Origin of the sequence: Mycobacterium nebraskense (assembly GCF_002102255.1) — a bacterium.
GTDB lineage: Bacteria > Actinomycetota > Actinomycetes > Mycobacteriales > Mycobacteriaceae > Mycobacterium > Mycobacterium nebraskense.
In genome coordinates, this window is record NZ_LQPH01000139.1 from 1 (window position 1) to 14,662 (window position 14,662).

Here is a 14,662-nt window from a genome sequence, read left to right on the forward strand (position 1 = left end):
TTGATGGGCGGCGCCGGCGGCGGCGGGGGCGGGCTGAGCGGCTTGAGCGGGCTGGCGTCACTTCCGGCCTCGCTGGTGGGGCACGGGATGGGTGGGCGCCGGTCGGCGCAATGGAGCGCGGCTGAACCCAGCGGACGTGAAGCGCTGGGCGCTGCCGGCGTGGATCGCGGCGCTATCCCGTTGTCGGAGGTCTCTTTTGAAGGCAAAGGCGTGTGGGCTAGTGGGCGCGGCGCGATGCGCCGCTACTTGGAAGAAGCGCTGGATCGCATGGGGATCACTGACCCGCGGGCTCGGGCGAACTGGATGGAAGGTATGACCACCATCGCCGACCATGAATCCAGTTATCGGGCCAACGCGATCAATTTGTCTGATACCAACGCGCATGGGGCCCGCCAGGTCGACGGGGGTCCTTTGCATGCGACACGGGGTCCGTGGCAGGTGATGCCGGATACGTTCGCCCGGTACCACCAGCGGGGTACCTCGAACCACATTTGGGATCCGGTGGCCAATGCGTGCGCGTCGATGAACTATCAGATGGCTCGCTATGGGGTCGCCCATGACGGGCATAACCAGAAGGCCAAAGTGGGGCAGGCCAACTGGAATATCCACCACGGCTACTAACTGGGCGCGCTTGGCTGTGGCCGGGGGGATTTGGCCGGGTTAATTTTGGTGGGTGAGTGTTGCGGCGTTTGTGGCTGGGGTGGACCGGCTGCTGACTCGTGGTCACGGGTTGTTTCCTGCCGGGCATGGCGCTGCGGGGGGCCAGGTGTTCGCCGCCGGTGGTGACCGGGGTCCGGTGCCGGCCGCTCCGGCTGGCGGAGATAGCAGCTTGACTGGTGGCGCGACAGCGGCCGGGGGCACCTACCAGCGCGCGCACGTGACCGCGGCCGGGTTTGATACGAACTCGGGGGAGACCGTCGATGCAGGGGGTGCGGTCGGTGTGCAGGGGCGGGCCGCCTCGGGGGTGATTCGCGATCAGGCCCGCGCGGTGGGGGCGGCCACGGCAGGGTTGGGTGGTTCTCCGGCGGGTGCGCGGCTGATCATGGCCACGATGGATCAGCATTTGGAGGCGATGCAGCGCCAGTTGGATCAGACCACGGCGCAAAACCGGTTGTTGGCGCTGCGGCTGCGGCAGCTGGCCGCGGGCTATCGCGGGATGGGTTCACCGGGCGTGGGCGGCATGCCGCTTTCGGGGCTGGGTGGCTTGATGGGCGGCGCCGGCGGCGGCGGGGGCGGGCTGAGCGGCTTGAGCGGGCTCGGTGGGGTTGCCTCGGGGATACCTGCGACGTTGATGAGCAGCCTGACCCGCGGCGGCGCCGGGGGTCAGCAGGGCGGCAGTGAGCGCGAATCCGTGCTGGCCGGTGACGGTCGCGGTAGCGGGACGGCGCTGCGCGCGGTGCAGTACGCCGAGACGAAATTGGGGGACCCCTACGTGTGGGGTGCGGTCGGGCCCCGCACCTATGACTGCTCGGGCCTGGTCATGGACTCCTACGCTCACGCCGGGGTGCACTTGCCGCGCATGACTTACGACATGATTCACCACGGCACGCTGGTAGATCGCGCTGATGTGCGCGCCGGTGACTTGGTGTTTTCCAACTTCTCGAGCAGGGGGCCTGAGCATGTGCAGCTCGCCGTGTCCTCGACGAAAGTGATCGAGGCGCCCACCCCGGGTGGACATGTCCAATATTCGAACTTTCCACATGGCCGTGTGGTGGTGAAACGCATTGTCGGGTAACGATTTCTGGGCGCTCTGTGCGGTCGCGAGCTGGTGGCGTAATCGACGACAGGTAGGTATGTGACGGTGGTTGAACCGGGAGCGGGCAAGGGCGACGAGTCGCGGTGGCGCGGGCGCGGCCTGGGGTTGTCGACACGGGTGCAGGTGTCGGGGCACATGTTTTTTGCCCGCCGGGCGGTGTTGGCGATGACGCGGCGGCGGGTTCGGATGGAAGCCGAGCCGGGCCGGCGACAGTCGATGTCGTTGTTGGCGGGCGTAACGATCACCGCGGTGCTGTGTCTGGGGGCCTTGTTCTGGTCGTTGATTCGCCCGGCCGGGTCGGCGGGGCAGGCGCGGATTGTGGCCGATCAGGACTCCGGTGCCCTGTATGTGCGCGTCGGGGACAAGCTGTATCCGGCGCTGAATTTATCCTCGGCGCGGCTGATCGTCGGGGAGGCGTCGACCCCGGTTCGGGTGCGGCGCAGTGAGATCGAGGCACACCCGCGCGGCCCCCTGGTCGGTATTGCCGGCGCTCCGCAAGATATGGCGGTGACCTCGCCGGGCCGCTCGTCGTGGCTGGTGTGCGATGAGATCACCAAGGCGTTCGGGGCGGCAGCGCCAGAACCGGTGACGGTGACCGTCATTGACGGCCAGCCGGAGTTGGGTCCGCGCCGCCACGTGTTGAGTGCTGATGATGCGCTGGTGCGCCGCTATGGGGACGCGGTGTGGTTGATCCGCGACGGCCGGCGTTCGTTGATCAACCAGGGTGCCCGCGCGGTGCTGTTGGCGTTGGGATTGGGTGAGGACGCGGTGTCGGGGTCTCGCCCGATGAGCCGGGCGCTGTTTGATGCTATTCCGGTGGGCCCGGAGTTGTCGGTGCCGGTGATCGCGGGTGCGGGGTTACCGGCGCGGTTCGCCGGGGCGCCGGGTCCGATCGGGACGGTGGTGTCGACTCCTCAGGTGGGTGGTCAGACCGCCTACTCGGTGGTGCTCGCCGACGGCGTGCAGCCGGTCTCGCCGGTGGTGGCTCAGGTGCTGCAAAACGCCGGTCCCGCGGGGGCGGCGATGCCGGTGGTGGCCGGGCCGGTGTTGGCCAAGCTGCCGGTGGTGCAGACGCTGGACTTGTCGGCGTTTCCGGCCGCGCCCCCGCACGTGGTGGACAGCCAGCTCAACGCGGCCGCCTGCTGGCATTGGGAGAAGGTGGACGGGGAGTCGATGGCGACCACGTCGGTGATCGCTGGCCCGACCATCCCGGTGGCCGAGGACCAGGCGGACAAGGTGGTCGATTTGGTGAAAACACCCGGCACCCAGATGCAGGCCGACCGCGTCTATCTGGGTCCGGAATACGCCAATTATGTGGTATCCACCGGCAATTCGCCCTCAGCGAGCACGCTGGAGTCGTTGTGGTGGATTTCCGAATCCGGTGTGCGATTCGGGGTTCCGCGCGAAGAGGACACCATGAACGCGCTGGGCCTGAAGAAACACACTCCCAACCCGGCACCGTGGCTGGCGCTGCGGCTGCTGGCCGCTGGGCCGGCACTGTCGCGCGCTGATGCGCTGGTGCGCCACAACACCTTGCCTGTCGACGCCAACCCGGCCGAACTGGAGGTCCCCAAGTCATGAAACATGGGTTTGCCCGCAAAGAGACTGCTGAGGCGCCGCCGTTTCGGCCAGAGACCATTGAGTTGCCGACGCCGCTGAAAGTGCCGCCGCCGCAGAGCAAACCGCTGTGGTCGGTGGTGTTGATCGTCGGGCTGATGGGTCTGGTGGGGGCGATGGTCTGGGTGTCGTTCGCCAGCGGGGCACGCACGTTCACCGGGGGAGGCTCATTGTTCCCGGTCGTAATGGTGGGCGGTCTGATGGCGATGCTGTTCGGTGGACGCGGTGGCTCGCAGGAGATGTCGCGCTCGAAACTGGATGCGCTGCGGGCGCGGTTTTGCATGATCATGGACGAGTTGCGGGGAACCACCTCGGAGTTGGCTGACCGGCTCGATGAGAACTACCGCTGGTATCACCCGGCACCGGACACGCTGGAAGCCAGCGTGGGCAGTGTGCGGATGTGGGAGCGCAAGCCCAACGGCGGTGATGCCTGGTTCGGGGTGGCCCGGGTGGGGCGGGGCATGACTGACTTGGTGGAGTCGCACGCCGCGGTGTTCGCCGAACCACAAGACGCGCCGACCGATATCGAGCTCGAGCCAGTGACCGGAAAAGTGCTGCAGGAGTTCATGCAGTACCAGACGGTGGCCTACGGGGTGCCCGCACTGGTGTCACTGATGGTCGAGCCTGGCTATGAGCTGCGCGGCCCACGCGAGCGGGTGCTGGGGTTGATGCGCGCGATATTGTGCCAGTTGGTGTTTTTCCACGGGCCTGATCATTTGCGGCTGGTGGTGGTCACCGCGGATGCGGCTGAGTGGGATTGGGTCAAGTGGTTGCCGCACGCCGGCGATGCCCTCCTCGAGGATGGTGCGGGGCCGGTGCGGATGGTGTATGGGTCGGTTAACGATTTCTTGGCCGCGCAGTCCGAGGCGCTGGGGTTACGGGCGCGCGGGGACTTTAGGGCTCGCCTGGGGGCGTCGAAGGAACCGATTAACCCGTTGCCGCACACCGTAATTGTGTGCGACACCGAGGTGGGCTGGGATCGTTTCGGGAGTTCCGAAGGGGTCAATGGGTTGACGTTTTTTGACGTGCGCGGCTCGAGTCGGGTTCCGGCGTGCCGTGATCCGCGCCGCGTGCTGCATATCGGGGACAACGGGGTGGTTTCGGCGGTGCCGCGAGACCCGGTGACCTGGGATGCCCAGGGCAATGAGCCGCAGTTTTTTGCCTATGCAGATCAGGTCAGCCGCGATGCGGCTGAGACGTTCGCCGAGCGCATGTCGCGCTGGCGGCTGGCTGAGGCCTATGAGGCGATCGAAATTGATACCGGGCAGCGGGTGATGGCCCGAGACATCCTGTCCTACTACGGCATTGAGGATGCCGCCCATATTGATTTTGAAAAGTTTTGGGCTTCGCGCAGTGACATCAACTCGTTGCAGCGGTTGAAAGTGCCGCTGGGTAACCGTGCCGATAACAACGAGCTGTTTTTCATCGACCTCAAAGAGGGCGCGCACGGCGGTCAGGGTCCGCACGGGGTGATGGCCGGCACTACCGGTTCGGGTAAAACGATGATGTTGCGGGCGTTGATCGAGTCGCTGTGCTTGGGGCACCCGCCGCAGAATCTGCAGTTCATGCTGGCCGACCTCAAGGGCGGCTCAGGTGTTCGACCTTTCGCCGGGGTGCCTCACGTGGCGCAGATCATCACCGACCTTGAAGAGGACCAGGGGCTGATGGGCCGCTTCGTCGACGCGCTCGACGGTGAGATCGCGCGGCGTAAGGCCTTGTGCGACATGGCCGGTGCTGATGATGCGACCGAGTACAACAAGATCCGTGCGGATCAGTTGTCGTCGGGGGCGGCGCAGGTGTTGCCGGCGTTGCCGGTGCTGATGGTGGTCATCGACGAGTTCGCCGAGTTGTTCAAGATGATGGGTCGTGAGATCGAGGAGTCGCTGGACCGGATCTGCCGGCAGGGCCGGGCGTATTGGGTGCATCTACACATGGCCAGCCAGCAGATCGACACTCGCGCTGAGCGGCTGTTGGAGAACATGGGATATCGGCTGGCGTTGATGACTAAGACCGCGCAGGCGGCTTCGGCGATCGGCGTGCCGAACGCGGTGAACCTCAAGGGCTCTGGGCAGTGCTATTTCTTGGAGGGCAGCCCGCAAAACGGTACCTTGACGAAGTTTCAGGGCGAGTTCTTGTGGCGCGAGTACCGCAAGCCGGGTACCGAGGACCTCGCTGGCGGCCCGCAGTCAGACGGGGCGGCGGTCAGTTACTTTGCGCCGCAGCTGTTTACCACCGATTTCACTCCGCTGCCGCTGCCGGATGACTCTGATACCTCTGCGACGTCCGATGAGGTGGTCGATGAGGTTGACGGGCTAAGCGAGCAGCAATCCGAGGGGGAGGATGACGAGGGCGGTGTGACGGCGCTGATGCGCCCGCAGGTGGGCCGCATCATCATCGACCAGCTGCGCCGGATCGATTTTGAGCCCTACCAGTTGTGGAAGCCGCCGCTGGATGAGCCGTGGAGCATCGAGAAGCTGGTGAACACCTATTTGGGGCGGCGCTGGGACAGTGAGTATGCCCGTACCCCGAATTTGGTGTTTCCGATCGGGCTGGTGGACCGGCCGTTCAAGCATGACCAGCATCCATTGACCGTCGATGTGTCGGGCGCGGGTGCCAACGTGGCGATCGTCGGCGCGCAGGGCGCGGGCAAGACCACCGCGCTGCAGAATCTGATTTGCGCGGCCGCCATGACCCACACCCCCGAGCAGGTGCAGTTCTATTGCTTGGCGTTTTCCTCTGCGGCGCTGGGCAGCGTGGCCGGCCTGCCGCATGTGGGTGGGGTGGCGATGTCGCTCGATGGTGACGGCGTGCGCCGCACGGTGGCCGAGATGTCGGAGCTGCTGGCCTCGCGCAAGCGCAGTTTCGAAGCGACCGGTGTGATGTCGATGGAGGTGTTTCGCCGCCGCAAGGCTGGTCGTGAATCGGGTCCGCTGCCCGATGACGGCCACGGCGATGTGTTTGTGGTGATCGATAACTATGCGGCGGTGGCCAGCGAGTATCCCGAACTGGTGGAAAACCAGGTGAACCGGCTGATCAAGGAGGGGCCGACGTTCGGCATTCACGTGGTCGTCGCGGTCACCAAGACCACCGACCTGCAGGTGATGGTGCGCGGCAACTTCGGCTCCCGGGTAGAGCTGCGCCTGGCCGATGTCAACGACGCGGCGCTGGTCGCTAAGCCGCGCTTGGCCGCGGCGGTTCCTTCGCGGCCAGGGCGCGGCATGATCGGGCAGAACTATGAGCGCGCCGGCGTGGAGCCGGTGGGGTTGCACACCCTGATGGCGCGCCCCGCGCTGGAGTCCACGGATGCTGAGGTGTTCGACTCGCGCAGCGTGGTCGCAGCGGTCAACCGTGTGGCCGGAGGGTTCACCGCGGCACCCAAGGTGCGCCGGCTGCCTCAGCGGGTGGCGGCGGGCGAGCTGGCCGCGCTGGCGGCCTCGGATCCGCGCAGCGCCTCGACGATGGTGTGGGCGCTCAATGAGACCGAACATCCGGCGTTCTTCGACGGTCAGCACCTGATGATCACCGGGCAGGCCAAGTGTGGTCGGACCACGACCTGTGCGACGTTGATGCGCGAGATTGGGCGGGTCTACGCCCCGGGTGCGGAGGGGGCGGCACAGGATGCCGGGCGCCCGGCCGCGCAGGTGTGGCTGGTGGATCCGCGCCGCCAGCTGCTCAATGTGCTCGGGCCTGAGTATGTGCACCGGTTCGCTACCACACCGCAGGCGGTCAAGCAGCGCATGGAGGAGTTGGCGCAGGTCTTGGCGCCGCGGATGCCCAGCGATGATGTGTCGGTCGCTCAGATCGGCCAGCGGCACTGGGAAGGCCCGGAGATTTTTTTGGTCATCGACGATTCGGAGCGCTTGCCCGCGGGATATGACTCGCCACTGGTCCCGATCGCGCCGTTTGTCCAGGCGGGCTCTGATGTGGGGTTGCACATCATCTATACCCGGCTGTTCGGGCCGTTCATGTCGGGGATGGGCGATCCGCTCGTCAGGCTGCTTCGTGACGCGACCGAGCCGCTGCTGGTGATGGACTCTGATCCCGACCAAGGTTTCGTCAAGGCGAAATGGAAGGGACATTCCATGCCACGGGGCCGCGGATTCTTGATGAATACCGGCGATTCGGGCGAATCGGGAATTTATGTGCAAGTAGCCGAGACTGCGGTGGGATAGATCGCTGATGGGCCGCGCGTAAGTCGGCGAGCGTCGATACACTTTTGTCATCAGGCCGGGTAAATGGTCCGGCCGGGTTGGTTGTGGGAGGGTTCCATGTTTGTCGAAGCGTTACCTGCGGGGATTGATGAGGCCGCCTCCGGGCTGTCTGGACTCGGGTCGACGGTAGCGGCGGGCAACGCCGCGGCCGCAGCTCCCATCATGGGTGTGGTGCCTCCGGCACCGGAGCCGGCCTCGGTGCTGTTGGCGGCGGCGTTCGGCGTGCACGGCGGGGTGTATCAGGTGACGCAGGCGATCGGGTCGGTGGTGCACTCGATGTTTGTCTCGACAATGGGCATCAGCTCGGCCGACTATGCCGCAACTGAGGCGCTGAACACCGTCGCGATGGTCTGACCTGCGGGTCCGTAGCACGTAGCCATGCCGGATTACGAGGTTCCTCCCGAGATCAACTCCGGTCGGATGTATGTCGGCCTGGGTTCGGCGTCTCTAATGGAGTCGGCGGCGGCCTGGCAGGCGCTAGCGGCGCAGCTCGGGTCGGCGGGAGCGGCGTTTCAGGCGGTGATCGAGGCTCTGACCAGCACCGCGTGGCTGGGTCCGTCGTCGATGACGATGGCGTTGGCCGCGGCCCCCTACGTGGTGTGGATGATCGCCACCGCCGAACAATGCCAGGCAGCGGCGCTGGCTGCCGCGGGGGCGGCCGATGCGTTCGAGGCGGCGCGGGCCGGCGTGGTGCCCCCGCCGGTGATCGCCCAGAACCGGGCCCAGCTGGTGGCGCTGCTCAACACCAACTTCATGGGCTTTAACACCCCAGCGATCATGGCCAACGAAGCCCATTACGGGCAGATGTGGGCACAAGACACCGCGACGATGTACAGCTTCGCCGGGCAAGCTGCCGGGATCACCGGCACGCTGGTGCCGTTCACCCCGCCGCTGCCGAACTCCGACCCGATCGGGCTGGCAGCCCAAGCTGCCGCGCTGGGGCAATCGGGTGGTACCGCCGCCGGGCAGCAGCCGATGAATTTCGCCAGCAGCGCGGGTAGCTTGCCTGCCGGTTTGGACGGCGAAACCATGTTGTCGATGGGCCCACAGCTGGTCAGCACCATTCCTCAAGCGCTGCAGGGGCTTGCCTCACCGCTGAGCCAAGGACTGGGGGGCGGCGGCCTGGGCCAGTTCCAGTCGCTGCTGAGCCCGTTCATGAGTTTCATGAATCCGGGCATGTTCGGAGCCGGCGGGACCTCGGCGGCCTTAACGGGTGCCGGCGGGCCGGGGCTGGCCGGGCTGGGCGGGGCGGCCGCCGAAGTCGAGGCCGTGGCCGGAGGGGCTGGCTCGTTGGGCGGATTATCGGTGCCGGCGACCTGGACTGCTGGCAGTGGGGTCGAGTCCGCGAGCGCGGCGCGCGCGGTCGCCCCGGTGGCCGCTTCGGGTGGTGGCGGGGTGGCCGCGGCAGCGCCCGCGACCACGGGAGGATCGGGCATGTATGGAGGGACCCCGATGGCGGCAGGTTTGCACGGCCGCGGTAACGATAGTGACGGCGCCCCGCGGTATGGAAAGCCGGTCAAAGTCGTGCGCCGAAGCTAGCCCATATAAGAGAGCATCAATGCCAGGAAAAATTCGCACAAATAGCTTTCGCCGACCGTTGCCGGGCGTCAGATCAGGCCAATAGACTGGCCCTACAGCAACACTGAATTAAATCACCCAGGCTTTAAGGAGAGCGTTATTATGGCCACCCGTTTTATGACCGACCCGCACGCGATGCGTGACATGGCCGGCCGGTTCGAAACGCACGCCCAGACCGTGGAAGACGAAGCCCGCAAGATGTGGGCCTCCTCGCAGAACATCGCAGGCGCCGGCTGGAGTGGGCAGGCCCAGGCGACCTCCTACGACACGATGGGGCAGATGAACCAGGCGTTCCGCAACATCGTCAACATGCTTCACGGGGTGCGCGACGGGCTGATCCGCGACGCCAACAACTACGAACAGCAAGAGCAGGCCTCCCAGCAGATCCTGAGCAGCTAACTGCCAGGCCCCTACCCACCTTTCACACAAGGAGACTTCAGCCATGTCGATCAACTACCAGTTCGGTGATGTCGATGCCCACGGCGCTTTGATCCGTGCCCAAGCCGCTTCCCTGGAATCCGAGCACCAAGCGATCGTGCGCGATGTGCTGGCTGCCGGGGATTTCTGGGGTGGCGCCGGCTCGACGGCCTGCCAGGAGTTCATCACCCAGTTGGGCCGCAACTTTCAGGTGATCTACGAGCAGGCCAACGCCCACGGACAAAAGGTCCAGACCGCCGGGTCCAACATGAACAGCACCGACAGCGCCGTCGGGTCTTCATGGGCCTAGCCCGCAGTATTCACAGGCAAGCACGTGGCGGCACCGACAACGGTGCCGCCACGTTTGCGTTAGACGACCTGGAGATCGTCGATGACCACCGCTGACACCACCGCGGCCACCTCCCGCTCCGACATCACCGTCAACCTTGAGGGGTTGTGGCTGTTGCAAGCCATGCTGGGCATCGCCCAACTTGCCCCCGAGCTGCGTGGGCGACCCTACGGCCAAGCTCAAGACACCCAATGGCTGACCGCGCACCCAGGTCTGGCGGTGTTGGTCGACCAGGGAATCGCCGATGAGGGCGCCGTGGTGCGGTCCGATATCGCCGCCCGCATGGCGGTACTTGCCAGCCCCGACGTCGAAATCGTGGTGTTGGTCTCCCACGGCCCGATGAACGTGGTCACCCCGGTGGTGATGGATGATCCGAGCACCTGGCGGGCGATACCAGATGAGCAGCTACGCATCGTGTTGGCCCGCCGCGACGGCCGCTGGGCCTCGGCGGTGCGCGCCGGGTCTTTGATCACTATCGACGACTGTCCCGGCACTGATCAAGAGTGGATAGAACGCCTGATCGTCGAAGCGCTGGACTCGGTGCACCGGGTCGAGCCGGCACGAATCAGCGCGGTCAACGTTCCCCTCGATGACATGCGTAGCGCGGTCAGCGCGCATGCGCACGCCGGCTCGGCCGCGGCCAAGATGGCCGCGCTGCGCTCACTGGGGCTGCGCGGCGGCGCGCTGGCAGAGCTGGGCGCGGCGCTAGAAGATCCACAGGCCGAGGCCCTGGCGTATGCGCGCGCACATGTGGATACCGAAACGGTATGGAGCGAAACGGTGCTGAACCTGCGCGACACCGCCTCGGGGCGGGTGGCGCTGTATCGGCTCAACCCGCCACCGGGCACCCACCAGGAGTGGCTGGCGATCGCCCCGGCCACCCCGGCCCAACTGCATCACGCACTCACGACGGTCTTCGATAGCGTCGGGGTGCGGGCCTGGGCAAGTCACGAACGAATGGCCTGACAAAAGCGGTACCGGCGTGCCAGCAAAGTGTTCTCGATAAATACCGTATGGGCGTGGTATAGCGAGAATTCCGCCCCTAGGATCAGAAGTAGTAAACGCCAGACGCGCCACAGCGATGGGGACCAAATGACTGACAATTCTGACTTCATGTCGCGTTACCTGCCGCCGGAAAACCCCGAGCAGCACCGCGAACATGCCGCACCCACCGACGAGGTCACCGAGGAGGTGTCGTTGTCGGATTTGCGGCTTCCTGAGCCGACCGCACCGCCTGCGCCTCAGGTGCCCTCACCGCAGCTGCCACCGCCGCCGGTGGGCAAATACGAGTTCGCACCGCCGTCTGCGGAGGGCGGTCCGGCCCAGGCCGGGTGGCCGCCAGCGCCGGACACGGCGCCACCAGCAGCCGGCGACACCGAAGGCGCGCACGCGGCGCCCCCGCCGCCGGGCCCGTTAGGAGCGCCAGGCCAGCCCGGATTCGCTGCGCCGCCGCCGGCAGGGCACCCGAATGCGGTGCCCTGGTCGCGGGCTCCTGGCACGGACTTCGCCCCGCCCAGCGGCCCGATCAAACACCAGCCGCCCCCGATTCCGCCGCGCCCGCAGTTCGAACAACGTCAGCCGCCCCCGCAGCGGTGGACACCCCCCAACGTCGACCCAGTCGAACGGTGGGCGCCGCGTGCGGACCTGCAAAGTGTCGGCGCGCCGCGCACCAGACACGTCCAGGTCGAAGAAGTCGTCAAACGGCGCCGCGATCCGGCTGACATGGGTTGGCGCAAAGCGGTTTACGTCTGCACAGGCGGACTGATCAATCTGGGCGCTGGCCCTCACGAGCGCCAGCTCCGTGACTGGAAGGCCCGAGTCACCTCCAACATTCCCGGCAACTACCAGATCGCGGCGGTGTCGGTGAAAGGCGGGGTCGGCAAGACGCGCGTGACCGCCGGTGTGGGCACCGTGTTCGCCGCCGAGCGCAACCAGCAGGTCCTGGCGATCGACGCCGACACCACCTACGGCGGGCTGGGCCGCTTCGTTGACCCCAAGGCACTGAGCTCACTGGGGGATCTTCTTGCCGCTCAAGACATGGTTGTCGACTATCCCAAAGCCCGTCATTTCACTGGACAGAACAAGCAGGGCCTCGAAGTGTTACCGGGCAACCAGAATGTGGCCAACCCAATGGAGTTGAACAAGAAGGTCTTTCATGACACCGTCGCGCTGACGCGCCGGTTTTACCAACTGGCACTGGTCGACTGCGGCGCCGAGGTGGAAACCGAGTTCTTCAAAACCGTGCTGTCCAACACCGACGCGCTGATGATCATCGGCTCCTGCAACGCTGAGGGCGGGCTGGCGATCGAGACGACAGTCGAATGGCTGGCCGCGCGCAACGGCCACGAGCTGCTCAAGCGGTCGGTGATCGTGCTCAACGACATCCATGACTGCGCGACGAAGGCCTTCATCTCCCATATCACCGAGACGGTGGGGCCTCGGGTGCGCTCGGTCAAGACCATCCCGTGGGACCCGCATCTGCGCGACGCCGACACCCTGGACTTTTTGGCTCTGCGTAAAGCCACCCGGTTGGCGTTTTTGGAGCTGGCCGCCGAGCTTGCCGACGGGTTCCCCACCGCTGCGGGGGCGCGAAGCGCGTGACGATCGAACGGCAACGCGACAACCCTGTAACCGCGGCATCCGGTCCGGCTCTGCCCGACCGGGTCTTGGTGGCGGTCATCGCTGGGGCCACCAAGATCGGAGTGGTGTTGGACGCCACCGCGGCGGTGTCGGTGCAATTGACGGCGTTGGTGGACTTGGTCAACACGCGCCTTGCTGAGCTGGGGGAATCACCGTTGGCGGCCACTGCGCGGGGCCGTTGGACCTTGTGCTGGGTCGATGGCAGCCCGCTCAAACCGGGGTTGTCGCTGGCCGCCCAGGGCGTCAGCGATGGCACGCGGCTGTGGCTGCGGTTCGCCCCGGACACCGAGGCACGTATCAATGTCGTCGAGCATGTCACCTCGGCGGTGGCCACCGAGCTCAGTAAGCGCTGGCCGGCAGTCACACCGGTGTGGGCGGCCCGAGTCGGGGCAGCCATGGTGGTCGCCGGTGTGTTGGCCGCAACGGTCTTGCTGGCCCGCTGGCGTTACGGGCACCTCGGCTGGCTGCCAGCCGCCTATGGTGGCGCGCTGGCCGCGGTGCTGCTCGCGGCGGCGGTGATCATCTTGACGCGCCGCGGGACCAGTGTATTGGTGCGTGGTCTTGGTGACACGCTGCTGTTGACCGGCTGCGTACCGGCGGCCGTGGCCGCCGCCGCCGCGGTGCCCGGCCCGGTGGGCGCCCCGCACGCCGCGCTGGGTTTGGCGACCGTATTGGTAGCGGCGCTGTTGGTGGTGCGGTTCACCGGCCGCCATATCGCGTTGGGCACCGCGGTGATCGTGACCGCGGCCGCGGGCGCGGTGATCGGGTTGGTGCGCATGACACTGGTGACCTCAGCTCCGATCCTGCTGACAGTGCTGCTGCTGATGGCGGTGATAGGGATGCATGTATCCCCCACGGTGGCGCGCTGGGCGGCCGGGATTCGATTGCCGGTGTTCCCCTCGGCCTCGGGCCGCTGGATCTTTGAGGCGCGCCCTGATTTGCCGGCCGATCATGCGGTGGCCAGCGGGCAAGTCGCCACGTTCGCCGGCCCAGAGTCGGTGCGTGAGGTCGCGGTGGCCACCGACCGGGCGCACTCCTACCTGAGCGGATTGCTGGTTGCGACAACGGGTTTGGCGGCGGCGTGCAGCGTCGGGTTGTGCGATCCGCACGTGCCGCGACGCTGGCTGCCGCTGGTCTTGGCGGGCCTGGTGGCGGTCGCGGTGCTGCTGCGGGGCCGCTCGTTCACCGACCGCTGGCAGGCGACGATTCTGGCGTTGGCCGCGGTCGCGCTGGTGATCGGGGTGGCCGGGCGCTATGTGCTGGGGTTGTGGACGATGCCCGCACTGCTGGTGGGGGTGTCGGTGATGGTGGCGGTGCCCGTCGCCGGGCTGGTGGCCGGGGTGGTGGTGCCCAACCGCTTCTACACGCCGACGTTCCGCAAAGTCGTGGAGTGGATCGAGTATGTGTGTTTGACCGGCATTTTCCCGTTGGCGTTTTGGCTGATGGGTGTCTTGGCCGCGATCCGGTACCGGTAGCAGGGGTGACTTCGGTGAGTCGTGCGCAACAGGCCTGCGCGGCGGTGTCCGCTGTTGCAGTGGTGGGGTTGACCGGGCTGTGGGCTGCCCCGCCGGCTACCGCAGTGGAGCCCCCACAAATTGATGTGGGCGCAACCCCGCCCGATGGGCCTCCGGGCCCGGATCAGCCGATGCGCCAGGGCGCGTTTTGCCCCAAGGTGGGCACGCTGCCGGGTACGGACTATCGGGTGCAGCCGCACTACATGGACATGCTGGATTTGGGCGAGGCGTGGCGGTTTGGCCGCGGTGCGGGTCAGAAGGTGGCCGTCATCGACACCGGGGTCAGCCCGCATCCGCGGCTGACCGACCTTGTCGGCGGCGGTGACTACGTGGTGGCCGGCGGGGACGGCCTGGCCGATTGTGACGCCCACGGCACGATCGTGGCGTCGCTGATCGCCGCCCAACCGGCCGACGGCAAAACACCGCTTCCCCCGCCGCCACCGGACGGGGCCGGGTGGCATCCCCGAGCGACCCCGCAGGTGGTGATGCCCGCCGGTCACGCCAAACTTGCCCCCGAAAGCCCTGGCACAGGACCTGATGACCCGGCCCCGCCTGGACCGCCAGCGCCGCCAACCACGCC

General features: G+C 66.7%; 12 protein-coding genes. All 12 read left to right on the top strand.

The features are described from left to right. Positions 1 to 621, top strand: a 621-nt coding sequence (locus AWC17_RS19100) for a transglycosylase SLT domain-containing protein (RefSeq protein WP_425270855.1), incomplete at its 5' end; no start/stop codon positions are given. A 52-nt stretch (positions 622 to 673) separates the two neighbouring features. After that, positions 674 to 1,735, top strand: a complete 1,062-nt coding sequence (locus AWC17_RS19105; protein WP_083179935.1) for a C40 family peptidase — start codon at positions 674 to 676, stop codon at positions 1,733 to 1,735. 60 nt (positions 1,736 to 1,795) lie between these two features. Then, entirely contained in the window at positions 1,796 to 3,337 is a 1,542-nt protein-coding gene (gene eccB, locus AWC17_RS19110) for a type VII secretion protein EccB (protein WP_082147687.1), read from the top strand. Next, the gene (eccCa, locus tag AWC17_RS19115; RefSeq protein WP_047324159.1) at positions 3,334 to 7,545 is read left to right on the top strand and encodes a type VII secretion protein EccCa; all 4,212 of its coding nucleotides are present in this window, start codon (positions 3,334 to 3,336) and stop codon (positions 7,543 to 7,545) included. The genes eccB and eccCa overlap by 4 nt, the downstream gene beginning before the upstream one ends. A 96-nt stretch (positions 7,546 to 7,641) precedes the next feature. Further along, positions 7,642 to 7,938, top strand: a complete 297-nt coding sequence (locus AWC17_RS19120) for a PE family protein (protein WP_047324169.1) — start codon at positions 7,642 to 7,644, stop codon at positions 7,936 to 7,938. Positions 7,939 to 7,962: 24 nt separating this feature from the next. Continuing rightward, a complete protein-coding gene (locus AWC17_RS19125) occupies positions 7,963 to 9,123 on the top strand; it encodes a PPE family protein (RefSeq protein ID WP_047324160.1) in 1,161 nt (386 codons plus the stop codon). Between the two features lie 141 nt (positions 9,124 to 9,264). Then, on the top strand, positions 9,265 to 9,561 hold the full coding sequence (locus AWC17_RS19130; protein WP_047324161.1) for a WXG100 family type VII secretion target: 297 nt from the start codon (positions 9,265 to 9,267) through the stop codon (positions 9,559 to 9,561). 43 nt (positions 9,562 to 9,604) lie between these two features. Further along, the gene (locus AWC17_RS19135) at positions 9,605 to 9,889 is read left to right on the top strand and encodes a WXG100 family type VII secretion target (protein WP_047324162.1); all 285 of its coding nucleotides are present in this window, start codon (positions 9,605 to 9,607) and stop codon (positions 9,887 to 9,889) included. 81 nt (positions 9,890 to 9,970) lie between these two features. Beyond that, positions 9,971 to 10,894, top strand: coding sequence for an ESX secretion-associated protein EspG (locus AWC17_RS19140; protein WP_047324163.1), 924 nt, complete (start codon positions 9,971 to 9,973; stop codon positions 10,892 to 10,894). 126 nt (positions 10,895 to 11,020) lie between these two features. Next, complete coding sequence (locus AWC17_RS19145; protein ID WP_047324164.1) at positions 11,021 to 12,529, top strand: MinD/ParA family ATP-binding protein; 1,509 nt, start codon at positions 11,021 to 11,023, stop codon at positions 12,527 to 12,529. Continuing rightward, positions 12,526 to 14,043, top strand: coding sequence for a type VII secretion integral membrane protein EccD (gene eccD / locus AWC17_RS19150; protein ID WP_082147688.1), 1,518 nt, complete (start codon positions 12,526 to 12,528; stop codon positions 14,041 to 14,043). Before AWC17_RS19145 ends, eccD begins: the two co-directional genes overlap by 4 nt. A gap of 14 nt (positions 14,044 to 14,057) precedes the next feature. Continuing rightward, positions 14,058 to 14,662: S8 family serine peptidase (locus AWC17_RS19155; RefSeq protein ID WP_425270856.1), on the top strand; the 605-nt coding region annotated here is incomplete at its 3' end.

Coding starts and splice junctions, on each gene's coding strand:
- AWC17_RS19145 (WP_047324164.1), top strand. CDS start 11,021: ATGACTGACAATTCTGACTTCATGTCGCGTTACCTGCCGCCGGAAAAC.
- AWC17_RS19125 (WP_047324160.1), top strand. CDS start 7,963: ATGCCGGATTACGAGGTTCCTCCCGAGATCAACTCCGGTCGGATGTAT.
- AWC17_RS19135 (WP_047324162.1), top strand. CDS start 9,605: ATGTCGATCAACTACCAGTTCGGTGATGTCGATGCCCACGGCGCTTTG.
- AWC17_RS19140 (WP_047324163.1), top strand. CDS start 9,971: ATGACCACCGCTGACACCACCGCGGCCACCTCCCGCTCCGACATCACC.
- AWC17_RS19130 (WP_047324161.1), top strand. CDS start 9,265: ATGGCCACCCGTTTTATGACCGACCCGCACGCGATGCGTGACATGGCC.
- eccCa (WP_047324159.1), top strand. CDS start 3,334: ATGAAACATGGGTTTGCCCGCAAAGAGACTGCTGAGGCGCCGCCGTTT.
- AWC17_RS19120 (WP_047324169.1), top strand. CDS start 7,642: ATGTTTGTCGAAGCGTTACCTGCGGGGATTGATGAGGCCGCCTCCGGG.